This window comes from Amphibacillus marinus, assembly GCF_900110345.1.
GTDB classification, from domain to species: Bacteria; Bacillota; Bacilli; order Bacillales; family Amphibacillaceae; genus Amphibacillus_D; species Amphibacillus_D marinus.
The window spans coordinates 16259-28379 of sequence record NZ_FODJ01000006.1 but is presented as its reverse complement, the minus strand read 5'-3'; the positions used below and the strand labels follow the sequence as shown (position 1 = coordinate 28379).

At 38.0% G+C, this 12121-nt stretch carries 14 protein-coding genes; all 14 read left to right on the top strand.

The features are described 5' to 3' along the window. The first annotated feature begins 2 nt into the window (after window positions 1-2). The 14 genes from spoIIIAF to ahrC all read left to right on the top strand — a co-directional run bounded on the left by spoIIIAF (window position 3) and on the right by ahrC (window position 12109). Window positions 3-605, top strand: coding sequence for a stage III sporulation protein AF (gene spoIIIAF, locus BM000_RS09290; RefSeq protein ID WP_091497238.1), 603 nt, complete (start codon window positions 3-5; stop codon window positions 603-605). 2 nt (window positions 606-607) lie between these two features. Next, window positions 608-1255 (top strand): stage III sporulation protein AG, encoded by a 648-nt coding sequence (gene spoIIIAG / locus BM000_RS09285; protein ID WP_091497236.1) that lies wholly within the window; start codon window positions 608-610, stop codon window positions 1253-1255. A gap of 1 nt (window position 1256) precedes the next feature. Next, entirely contained in the window at window positions 1257-1820 is a 564-nt protein-coding gene (locus BM000_RS09280) for a SpoIIIAH-like family protein (protein WP_091497233.1), read from the top strand. A gap of 495 nt (window positions 1821-2315) precedes the next feature. Continuing rightward, on the top strand, window positions 2316-2777 hold the full coding sequence (accB, locus tag BM000_RS09275; RefSeq protein WP_091497231.1) for an acetyl-CoA carboxylase biotin carboxyl carrier protein: 462 nt from the start codon (window positions 2316-2318) through the stop codon (window positions 2775-2777). 13 nt (window positions 2778-2790) lie between these two features. Next, window positions 2791-4155, top strand: coding sequence for an acetyl-CoA carboxylase biotin carboxylase subunit (gene accC / locus BM000_RS09270; RefSeq protein ID WP_091497228.1), 1365 nt, complete (start codon window positions 2791-2793; stop codon window positions 4153-4155). 40 nt (window positions 4156-4195) lie between these two features. Beyond that, entirely contained in the window at window positions 4196-4591 is a 396-nt protein-coding gene (locus tag BM000_RS09265) for an Asp23/Gls24 family envelope stress response protein (RefSeq protein ID WP_091497226.1), read from the top strand. 332 nt (window positions 4592-4923) lie between these two features. Beyond that, on the top strand, window positions 4924-5304 hold the full coding sequence (gene nusB / locus BM000_RS09260; protein ID WP_091497223.1) for a transcription antitermination factor NusB: 381 nt from the start codon (window positions 4924-4926) through the stop codon (window positions 5302-5304). A 17-nt stretch (window positions 5305-5321) separates the two neighbouring features. Next, a complete protein-coding gene (gene folD, locus BM000_RS09255) occupies window positions 5322-6173 on the top strand; it encodes a bifunctional methylenetetrahydrofolate dehydrogenase/methenyltetrahydrofolate cyclohydrolase FolD (RefSeq protein ID WP_091497220.1) in 852 nt (283 codons plus the stop codon). Between the two features lie 16 nt (window positions 6174-6189). Next, complete coding sequence (gene xseA / locus BM000_RS09250; RefSeq protein WP_091497217.1) at window positions 6190-7530, top strand: exodeoxyribonuclease VII large subunit; 1341 nt, start codon at window positions 6190-6192, stop codon at window positions 7528-7530. A gap of 2 nt (window positions 7531-7532) precedes the next feature. Then, a complete protein-coding gene (gene xseB / locus BM000_RS09245; RefSeq protein ID WP_091497214.1) occupies window positions 7533-7757 on the top strand; it encodes an exodeoxyribonuclease VII small subunit in 225 nt (74 codons plus the stop codon). A 5-nt stretch (window positions 7758-7762) separates the two neighbouring features. Next, window positions 7763-8647 carry a polyprenyl synthetase family protein gene (locus BM000_RS09240; RefSeq protein ID WP_091497212.1) on the top strand — a complete coding sequence of 295 codons (885 nt, stop codon included), beginning with the start codon at window positions 7763-7765 and terminating at the stop codon, window positions 8645-8647. 271 nt (window positions 8648-8918) lie between these two features. Then, a complete protein-coding gene (gene dxs, locus BM000_RS09235; RefSeq protein ID WP_091497209.1) occupies window positions 8919-10814 on the top strand; it encodes a 1-deoxy-D-xylulose-5-phosphate synthase in 1896 nt (631 codons plus the stop codon). A gap of 3 nt (window positions 10815-10817) precedes the next feature. Further along, complete coding sequence (locus BM000_RS09230; RefSeq protein WP_091497206.1) at window positions 10818-11657, top strand: TlyA family RNA methyltransferase; 840 nt, start codon at window positions 10818-10820, stop codon at window positions 11655-11657. A gap of 2 nt (window positions 11658-11659) precedes the next feature. Beyond that, window positions 11660-12109, top strand: coding sequence for a transcriptional regulator AhrC/ArgR (ahrC, locus tag BM000_RS09225; protein WP_091497204.1), 450 nt, complete (start codon window positions 11660-11662; stop codon window positions 12107-12109). Window positions 12110-12121 lie beyond the last annotated feature (12 nt).

Genomic DNA, 12121 nt, shown 5'->3' with positions numbered 1-12121 from the left:
GTTTGCGTATAATTATCGATTGGCTAACCAATATTATTATTTTAATGATTATCATGATGATTGTCATGATGATTCTACCAGATAAAAAAATGAAACGTTATGCTCAATTTAGCTTATCAATTATCTTTCTCTTTTATTTTATTCAACCTATTGTGCAATTGTTTAATATGAATATCCAGACTGATGCCAGTAAATTGATTGATTCATTATTTAGTCAAAATGGTAGTGAAAACATCGAACAAACAATTAATCTTCAAAAAAAAGATATACAAGCCTCGACTCATGCATATGTTATAGAAGAGCTTGGCAATCAAGTTAAGACAGAGCTTGAGGATGAATTTGCAAGCTTGTATGGTTTTCGCATAACCCAAATTACATTTGACCATGTTTCAGATGAGCTCTCCACTGAATTAGCCAATGTTTCAGTCTATGTAGAGGAGGAAACCTTCAATAATATTCATATCAAGCCCGTCTGGATTAATACTGAAGAGCCCGGTAACGAGTCCACTTATTTTCATGAAAATTATCAGGCAATGCAACAATGGCTAAGTCAAGCTCTAGAGATGGAGCATGAACAGCTTACTATTTATTGGGAGGGGGGGTAGCGTTGGAAAATCCACTCAAAAAATGGTTAGACTGGCTTTCCCCTAATAAAGGTCCAGAATCAAAGCCAAAACTAACAAAAGCAAATTACATTGTCATTTTAGCGTGTCTAGGTGTCCTACTCTTAATTATTAACCAGTTCTTCTCAATAGATGATAGACAAGCTAAGGATAGTGCCGTTAATCAAACTGATGAAGATCAAGATTCAACTGTCTTTTTAAATAAGGATAGTGATGATCCACTTACAGAACTTGAGCTAACCTATCAAGCTGATTTACAAGGCATTCTTGAGAAGATTTCTGGTGTGTCAAATGTAGAGGTAATGGTCAATCTAGACGCAACAAGTGAGCAAGTTTTTGAAAAGAATCTTATTGTTGGGACACAATCTACAGTGGAAAATGACCAGGGCGGTGGAACAAGAAACATTGAAGATTTAACTGAAGAACAACAAGTGGTTGTTGTTCGCCAAGGTGATCAGGAAATCCCACTAATTGTACAAAGTAAGAAGCCAACAGTAAGGGGTGTACTTGTAGTGGCAGAAGGCGTTGAACAAATGCAGCTTAAACAATGGGTTACTGAAGCGGTTTCAAGAGTGTTAGATGTACCACCACATCGTATTTCTATCATGCCAAGAAGTGAAGGAGAGGGTTAAGGTGTTAAAAAAGCAAACGGTTTGGTTACTAACTTTATTAAGTTTAATGGTCGTTTTAAGTGTGTACTATATGAATTCTCCAACCGGAGAAGATTTGGCATTTATCTTTCAAGAGGAAGGTGATGAACAGCAATTAACAGATCCACCAGCAGAAGATGATGGCAACATAACTGATGATGGTGAATTAACAACGTCATCTGTTACCTCTGAGAATGACCTGTTTACCATTATTCGCATGGAACTTGCACAATCTAGAAGCAGTCGGCTAGAACAGTTAGAAACAGTTGTTGCTTCTGGCACAGCTAGTTCAGAAGAAAAGAATAAGGCATATGATGAGATAAAAGCGATGGATGCACTCTCATCAAAGGAACTTATTGTTGAAGAAACGTTAAAATCAGAATATGGCTATCCAGATGTTCTTGTTCGAACAATGGATGAGAGTATTGTAGTCACAATTAAAGCGGATGAACTTTCTGAGACAGAAGCAAATCATATTATGAGAATGGTCTATGATGAATTTGGACCGTTACAAGTAGAAGTTAAATTTCAACCAGCAAGTTCGTAGTATGGTATTTCTTTAGATAGTGAGGGGCTTGTGCTGATTGTCAGACCAAATATCCTTCAAATGCTCGAACTTATATGGCAAGATTTAACGTAGTAACCTTTGAGGTTACGATCTTGTTAAACTACTACTTGCAAATAAATGACAATTTAAATATTGATTTTTTTATAATTGGAAAAAAGAATTAAAAAAACCTCACAATAGCTAGATCTGATTAAACGGGTATAATTATATGCTCGTTTTTTTGTTTGAGTTAAACGGTAGGTATTACCTCAGAAAAAATTGCTGCAATTACTGTGCTAGATAAATTAATATGCTAAATCCGACCCTAGAAAAAGCCGACCTAATTAGACAGCCTTACCTGAATCTATTACAATAAGAGAAACAAATGTTGAAGTTTTGGTGAACTTTTAATAAAATGTTAAGAGTAATCATTAGTACCTGTTATTAATATTTAGTATTTAATCTTAGATTTTAAACAATAAGGAGCGTAATAAGATGATAAAAATTTCCGAAATTAAAGAATTAATAAAAGTATTAGATGCATCCTCCGTAGATGAACTTGTCTATGAATTTGAAAACGAGAAGTTAAAGCTGAAAAAAAATGTTCCAACATTTGAGTCAGTACCTGTACAGACTGCTCAGCCGATAGTAACACCAGCTATTGAGCTAGCCGACGATAAACAGCCAGTAACGGTTGAAAAGGTTCAACCAGATTATGATTATGAAATTACTTCACCAATGGTTGGTACCTTTTACTTGTCTTCCTCACCTGAAACTGGTCCTTATGTGAAAATAGGTGATCAGGTAACTAAAAAGTCAGTTGTCTGTATCGTTGAAGCAATGAAGTTGTTTAACGAGATTGAAGCTGAAGTTGATGGCGAAGTAGTAACAATATTAGCAGAGAATGGCGAACTAGTTGAGTATGGCCAGCCTCTATTTGGGATAAAACAGAAGTAGGGGGATAATAACAATGCTGAAAAAAATATTAATTGCGAATCGCGGTGAGATTGCGGTTCGAATTATTCGTGCTTGTAAAGAATTGGGTATTAAGACAGTAGCCATTTTTTCAGAGGCAGATCGCGATGCCTTACATGTACAATTAGCTGATGAAGCATATTGTATTGGCCCAGCTAGTAGTAAGGAAAGTTATTTAAATTTCACCCCTATTATGAGCGTTGCCAACCTTACCGCAGTGGACGCGATCCATCCCGGCTATGGTTTCTTAGCTGAAAATGCTGATTTTGCGGAGCTTTGTGCAAAATGTAAAATTACCTTTATTGGCCCAAGTGTTTATGCTATTCAAAAAATGGGAACAAAAGATGTAGCACGTGAAACAATGCGACAAGCTGGTGTTCCGATTGTTCCGGGATCAGAAGGAATTATTGAATCTGAAGCCCAAGCAATTGCCTTAGCGGCTGAAATTGGTTATCCCGTCATTATTAAGGCTACTGCTGGTGGTGGTGGTAAAGGGATTAGGGTAGCGCGTGATCAAGAAGAACTGATTAAATCGATCAATGTTACCCAACAAGAAGCGGAGAAGGCTTTTGGAAACCCTGGTGTTTACTTAGAAAAATTCATTGAAGATTTTTCCCATGTTGAAATACAAGTACTAGCAGATAACTTTGGAAATGTGATACACTTAGGGGAGAGAGATTGTTCAGTACAACGTCGACTCCAAAAGCTGATTGAAGAAACCCCTTCACCAGCGATTAATTCTACTATCCGTAAAGAAATGGGTAATGCAGCAGTTAAGGCGGCACAAGCTGTTAATTATTCTGGTGCTGGTACAGTAGAATTTATTTTTGATAAAAAAGACCAAAGCTTTTATTTCATGGAAATGAATACACGCATCCAGGTAGAGCACCCTGTAACAGAAATGGTGACGGGGATTGATTTGATTAAGGAACAAATCAAGGTGGCGAGTCATGAAACGCTTGCAATTAATCAGGATGATATTCAATTTAATGGTTGGTCAATTGAATGTCGGGTTAATGCTGAAGATCCATTTAAACAATTTATGCCAACACCTGGCCAAATTGAACTTTATTTACCACCTGGTGGCTTAGGTGTTCGCGTGGACTCGGCTGCATATCCTGGCTACCGGATTCCGCCTTATTATGATTCAATGATTGCTAAATTAATCACCCATGGTAAAACGAGAGAAGAAGCAATTGAACGCATGAAAAGGGCATTAAGTGAATTTTTTATTGAAGGTGTCTCTACGACCATTCCCTTTCATCAACGTGTTTTAGAGCATGACGTTTTTCTCTCTGGAGATTTTAATACTAAATTTCTTGAACTCCATTCGATAATGAAAGATGCTACGATTGATTAAGTGCTGAACAGTTCGATTAACTCTAAAGGAGTAGATCAAAATGAATGAACAAACGGTCTTAAATGTAAGTGAAGATTTAAGCTTAGGAAAAGTAGAGATTGCGCCAGTTGTCATCGAAGTTATTGCTGGCTTGGCCACCCTTGAGGTAAAAGGGGTTTATGCAATGCGAGGTAATTTTGCGACTGATGTAGCAGAGCGTTTCGGACTAAAATCGCACGGCAAAGGAATTAAAGTTGAACTAACTGAACATGGTGTCGTCATTGATGTCTATGTTATTTTTGATTATGGTGTAGCAATTCCAATTGTTGCGCAACGCGTTCAAGAAAACATTAGGCAAACGCTAAAAAATATGACTGCACTTGAGGTTGATGAAATTAATGTCCACGTTGTCGGCGTGCAAATGGAGAAAGACAATAAAGAAAGCCACACTGACTGAAGATAATGTGGCTGGGACATAACTAAATATTGAAACTGGGTATCCGAACATTCTGACAAAGCGAAGTGTTTTACCGAAGCGCTCTATGCTTTCAGAGATTATGTTCGGATTTTCCTTATCTAATTGGGTTTTCGTCCTAGCCGTTTTTATGGCTACTGGTTTAATGTGACTCCTACTATAAGGTTCAGTCGAACAAGATAATTATCGTATAGACTTAGTTGTAAGATTCTTTAGGATTAAACTAGCTATTGCTATAGCATTTTAAAACTAGATTAGTTATGATAGTATTGAGTTTTATCGTAATATATTTGATGAAAGCAAGGAGAATCAGGATGAATCGTAGACTAGCTAGAGAAAAGGCCTTTCAAGTGCTTTTTTCTATAGATAATGAAAATTTCGACCCGAATGAAGCCATTCAATTATCAATGGAGGATGAAGCTCCAAATGAATTTCTATCTGGCGTTATCTTCGGGGTGGTTCAGCATAAAGCTGAAATCGATCAAAAAATTACCAATCATTTAGAGCATTGGTCTTTTAAGCGGTTAGCCATCGTAGAGAAAACACTGCTTAGAATTGCCACATTTGAAATGTTTTATGAGCTTGAGACACCAAAAGGGGTGGCTATTAATGAAGCTGTTGAGCTTGCCCATGCTTATGGTGATGATAAATCGGGCAAATTTATTAATGGTGTCCTATCGAAAATGAATAAATAAATAAGGGGATGTATGTCATGACTGCAGAGATTATTTATGGGGACAAGCTTGCTGAATCTTTACGATTAGAAATGAAAAGTGAAGTAGAAACGTTAAAAGAGAAGGGAATTACGCCAAAGCTTACCGTTGTTTTAATTGGTGATGATCCCGCATCAAAATCTTATGTATCTGGCAAACAGAAAGCAGCTGATTTTATCGGGATTGATTCAACGCTGCTAAGCTTGCCCACCTCTACGACTGAGCACGAACTTCTAAATACAATAGATCAATTAAATCGTGATACTAAAGTTAACGGAATCTTGGTTCAGCTTCCATTACCTGCTCATATTAATGAGCAACATGTCATTGAGGCAATTCATCCAAACAAGGATGTAGATGGCTTTCATCCTATTAGTATTGGGAGAATGCTAACACAGCAGGAGACGTTTCTTCCCTGTACACCATATGGCATTTTAACAATGCTTCAGTCTAAAAATATTGAGATAAGTGGTAAGCATGCCGTGATTGTTGGTAGAAGTAATATCGTCGGTAAGCCGGTTGGTCAACTCTTATTAAATAATCATGCAACTGTGACATACTGTCATTCCAGAACACCAAACATGACTGAATACACGAAGCAAGCAGATATATTAATTGTTGCAGTGGGACGGGCCAATATGATCGGTGCAGATGCAGTAAAAGCTGGCGCAATTGTAATTGATGTAGGTGTTAACCGCATTGAAGATGGTAGCCTAACTGGTGATGTTGATTTTGATTCAGTAAAAGAAAAAGCTTCCTTTCTGACACCAGTACCAAAAGGGGTTGGACCAATGACTATTACTATGCTGATGAAAAACACGATTAAAGCTGCCCGCGATCAAGCGGAATAAAAAATAAGGTGATTTGATGGCTGAACAATATTTAACAGTTACGGCGTTAACCCGCTACATAAAACGAAAATTTGAAGTGGATCAGCACTTATCAACTGTATGGTTAAAAGCAGAGATTTCAAATTTCAAGCATCACAGTCGCGGTCATATGTATTTTACTTTAAAGGATGATCAAGCAAGAATTCTTGCGGTTATGTTTGCTGGTCATAATCGAAACATGAAGTTTGAACCTGAGAACGGAATGACTGTTATTGTAAAAGGTGAAGTAAGTGTTTATGAACCACAAGGACAGTACCAACTGTATGTTCAAGAGATGATTCCGGACGGGGTGGGTGCACTGCACCTCGCATTTGAACAATTAAAGACTAAGTTAGCTGCAGAGGGGTTGTTTGCCAACGAACGCAAGAAAGTCATTCCTAAGTTCCCCGATCATGTTGCGATTATAACCTCTGAAACAGGGGCGGCTGTCAGAGATGTACTGATAACGTTAAGTAGAAGATACCAAAGAGCTCAAGTCTCTATATTTCCAACCCTTGTTCAAGGATCGGATGCTAAGTTCTCATTAGTAAAGCGAATAAAACAAGCGAATCTAGATTCTACGATTGATGTCATTATTCTAGCAAGAGGCGGTGGCTCAATTGAGGAATTGTGGTCTTTTAATGAAGAAATGGTCGCTCGAGCTATTGCTGAATCACGAATTCCAATCATATCTGGTGTTGGACATGAGACAGATACTACAATTACTGATTTTGTTGCTGATCTGCGGGCGCCTACTCCGACCGGTGCTGCTGAGCTTGCTGTGCCAGTACAGGGGCAGATCCAACAACAAATTACGCAATTACGGAAAGCATTAGACAAAGAGATTCTAAATCGAATTGAGACAAATAAGAGTAAGTTAACAAGATTGGGTACTAGCTATGCTTTTAAGTATCCACAACAGCTTATTAGTCAAAAGGAGCAAGAACTTGACCGGTTAATGGAGAGACTTCAGGTTAAAACTGAGCAGATCCTACAGCATAAGGAACATCAATTTAAAGCTATTTCATCACGTTTAAATCTAAAGTTAATTAACCAAGAAATGAAGCAACTACAGCAACAAAAAGAATTTTTAATGAAAGCGATCGAGGTTGCATTAAAAAATCGAATTCAAGATAAGAAGAATTTATTTAGCAAGAAACTTGATAAACTAGATATGCTAAGTCCACTTTCAATAATGAAGAGGGGCTATGCCTTAAACTATCAAGCAGACGGAACCCTGATTAAATCAGTTAAAGCTGTTCAGCCTGGTGATCAGATTACAGTAAAGCTTCAAGATGGCACTATGGATTGTCAGGTATGGGGCATAGAGGAGGAGTAAAAATGGCAGAGGAAAAGCAAAGTTTTGAGCAAGTCATGGAGGAACTTGAGAATATTGTGAAGAAACTAGAAAATGCTGATATTCCATTAGATGATGCACTTGAGCATTATAAAAAAGGTATTGAATTATCTAAATGGTGTGATAACAAACTAAGTGACGTTGAAAAGCAAGTTGCTACCATTATTGATGAAAATGGAACCAAGACCCCAATAAATTCAGAGGAGTAGTGATGATGTCTTCCTTACTCAAAGACTATATTAGTAAGCAACAAGCCAACCTAAATGTTGCATTAACTACATACCTTGAACATGCTACAATCCCAATTACATTAAAAAAATCTATGCTATACTCTATCCAAGCTGGTGGTAAAAGAATTCGACCTATTTTAATGATGGCGAGCTGTGAAGCCTTTGGAGGGCAAGCTGAGGCAGTTATGCCGTTAGCAATTGCTTTGGAGATGGTTCACACGTATTCGCTCATTCATGATGATCTTCCTGCAATGGACGATGACGAATTTCGCCGTGGGCAACCGACTAACCATATTAAGTTTGGTGAGGCAACAGCAATATTAGCTGGGGATGCATTACTTACCTTAAGCTTTCAAGTTATTTCCGAGGCTGAACAACTTACTGCGGACCAAAAAACATATGCCATCGCTCGCCTTAGTCAAACAGCTGGTGCAACAGGTATGGTTGGTGGCCAATCCTTAGATTTATTAGCGGAAGGGCAAGAAATTTCCCTTGAGCAGCTTGAGGAGATTCATCATTTAAAGACAGGTCAGCTGCTTATTTATGCAATGGAGATGGGTGCATTTATTGCAGGGGCCTCGTCCGCTAATATCGAGGTTATAAAAAAATGCGCACGTGCTAGCGGGTTAGTTTTTCAAATTCAAGACGATATTTTAGATATAAATGGTGATCAAGCTAAGATTGGCAAAGATTTAGGCAGCGATATCGAAAGAGACAAAAGTACATATCCAAAGCTTCTTGGTTTAAATGGAGCGATTGAGCAAAAAAATCATTATGTGCAATTAGCAAAACAGGCATTGTTAACCGCTAAAATAAATCAGACTGTTCTCGCTCAATTAATTGATTATTTAAGTAATCGTGATAATTAATTGGTTTTTAACAATCATTATTCCTGTTTTTTTGAGAATGTCGTTTTACTCTAATTAGTATTCGTGTACAATCTGTGCTATAATACAGGCAGAAATACGTGACGTCGATTAGCTTTTTTATAAAAGTGAGAAGGCTTTATCATTTTTTTCAGTGTCAGCCTGTTATAAGGGATTGTCATATACGTTTACACATTGCCGTTATCACAGTTGTGTTAGCGGCAATTTTAAATTGATTATAACGTTATTAAATGTAAGATAGGGAGGATTCTTGATGGATCTGACGAAAATAAAAAATCCTAAATTTTTAAAAAAACTTACTGATGATGAAATGGAAGTGCTTGCGCAAGAACTTCGATATTTTTTAATTGAGCAGTTAGCAGTAACAGGTGGTCACTTAGGCTCTAATTTAGGCGTTGTGGAGCTGACCCTTGCCTTACATCGAGAATTTAATAGTCCTAAAGATAAGCTTCTATTTGATGTTGGACATCAATCATATGTTCACAAAATCTTAACAGGACGAGCTATACAATTTCAAACCTTACGGCAATATCAAGGTCTGTCAGGTTTTCCAAAACACAACGAAAGTGAGCATGATGTTTGGGAGACCGGGCATAGCTCAACCTCATTGTCAGGTGCAATGGGGATGGCAATTGCTCGAGATATAAAAGAGGACAATAATTTTATTGTTCCCATTATCGGAGATGGTGCGTTAACGGGTGGAATGGCGTTTGAAGCGTTAAATCATATTGGTCACGAAAAGACCGATATGATTGTCATCTTAAATGATAATGAGATGTCCATTGCAAACAATGTTGGTGCACTTCATCAAGCATTAGGGCGAATGCGCAGTGCTGCAAAGTATAATAAAGCCAAGGATGATTTTGAATGGCTATTAAAGCGAATTCCAGCGGTTGGAAATATTCTCGTTAATGCTACCGGACGACTAAAGGATAGTATGAAGTATTTTATGGTACCAGGGATGTTGTTTGAGGAGTTTGGATTTACCTATTTCGGCCCAGTTGATGGCCATGATATACAAGCATTAAGGAAACATATTGGCTTTGCTAAAAAAACAAGCGGTCCTGTTATCATTCATGTTATTACTAAAAAGGGAAAAGGTTATTTGCCAGCTGAAACGGATCCAAAAGATAGGTGGCACGGAGTTGGTCCATATAAAATAGAATCCGGTGAAAAAATTACCTCCGCAAGCAAAGGGACTGCGTGGAGTAAGGTGGTTAGTGATGCTTTAGTAACAGAAGCAGAAGTTAATGAAAAGCTAGTTGTCATTACGCCCGCAATGATTCTTGGTTCTAAGCTTGAACGGTTTGCTAAGCGCTTTCCTGATCGCCTATTTGATGTTGGGATCGCTGAGCAACATGCGACTACTATGGCTGCTGGTTTAGCTACCCAGGGAATGAAACCATTTTTAGCAATTTATTCGACTTTTCTTCAGCGTGCATATGATCAAATGCTTCATGATATCTGTCGAGTTAATCTAAACGTCATAATTGGCATTGATCGCGCTGGACTAGTAGGGGCAGATGGTGAAACACATCATGGTATCTATGATATTGCCTATTTAAGGTCAATGCCTAATCTTGTAATTATGATGCCAGTTGATGAGCATGAGTGCAGACAAATGATTGCTACAGCAATGGCATACAATGATGGTCCAGTAGCGATACGATATCCGCGTGGGAATAGTGATGCAGTGACCAAACCAGTTAGCGTGATGCCGTTACCAATAGGGAAATGGGAGGTTGTTAACAAAGGAGAGGATTTAGTTATCTTGGCCTTTGGACCGATGCTTGCATTAGCTCAGGAAGTTGTTAAGCAATTAACTGATTATGGGTTAACGATTGAAGTTGTGAATGCGCGATTTATTAAGCCACTTGATCATGTTTATTTATCTGAGGTAGCTAAGCGGAATATTCCGTTGTTAACTATTGAGGAAGCTGTTTTAGCTGGCGGATTTGGTAGTGCAATATTAGAGTGGGCCGAACTTAATGATTGTGCTCATATTAAGATAAAAAGAATGGGTATACCTGATCGTTTTATCGAACATGGTGATGTTAATTTATTATTACAAGAGGTTGGCCTTACGACAAACAAAATTGTAGAAAAAATAAAACAATGGTTGCCAATACACATGAAAAGGGTTCGTTAACGTATGAAAGTAAACAAACTGAGATTAGATATATTACTCGTTGAAAGAGGACTGATTGAAACAAGAGAACAGGCCAAACGAGCAATTATGGCGGGGACAGTCTATTCTGAAACCGAAAGACTTGATAAACCGGGACTTAAGGTTAATGAAGACATTCCACTTTTGGTAAAAGGAAACAAAATGCCTTACGTAGGAAGGGGAGGGTTAAAGTTAGAAAAAGCGCTTTCTTTTTTTGATATCTCAATGCATGAAAGGATAATGCTAGATATTGGCTCTTCGACCGGCGGCTTTACTGACTGTGCGCTTCAAAATGGTGCATCTCTGTGTTATGCAGTTGATGTTGGCTATAATCAGTTAGCATGGAAACTTCGAAATGATCAGCGTGTAGAAGTGATGGAGCGGACTAATTTCCGTTATGCGACAGCTGCTATGTTTACTAAAGGAACTCCTAATATAGCCACAATTGACGTTTCCTTCATTTCACTCAAGCTAATTTTACCACCTTTACGCGATATTTTAGAAAATGGTAGTGATGTAATTGCGTTAATTAAACCACAATTTGAAGCAGGTAAAGATCAGGTGGGCAAAAAAGGTATTGTGAAGGACCCAGTGATCCATCAACAGGTCCTGATTGCAATTGTTAAATTTGCTGAGCAGCAAAGATTCACTTTAAACCAACTCACCTTTTCACCTATTACCGGTGGTGATGGGAATATCGAATTTTTAGCGCATTTTACTCTTAATAAGGTATGGAAGGGTGAAAGTGAGCCCTGTATTACTCAAATAAATAAGGTGGTAAAAGATGCGCATCAGCAATTAGTCGATGCTAAGAAAGGAAGATAAAAATGAATAAAGGACAACGGCATATAAAGATTAGAGAATTCATTGCCAACCATGATGTTGAGACACAGGATGAGTTAGTCGATATTCTTAGAAGTGAAGGCTATAACGTGACCCAAGCCACTATTTCTCGTGATATTAAAGAGTTGCATTTAGTGAAAGTACCGATGACTGATGGGCGTTATAAATATAGCCTGCCAGCTGACCAACGTTTTAATCCACTTGAAAAGCTTAAAAGGTTAATGCGTGATGCGTTTGTAGGTGTTGACAAAGCTACTCATTTTTTAGTCCTTAAGACCTTACCGGGAAATGCCAATGCATTAGGCGCTCTCATTGATAATTTAGATTGGAATGAAATATTAGGAACTATTTGCGGTGATGACACGATCTTAATTATTTGTAAGGATATTGCAGTTACTGACGAAATTGAGAAACGTTTTTTGGAGATGCTATAAGTGGGGTGATTG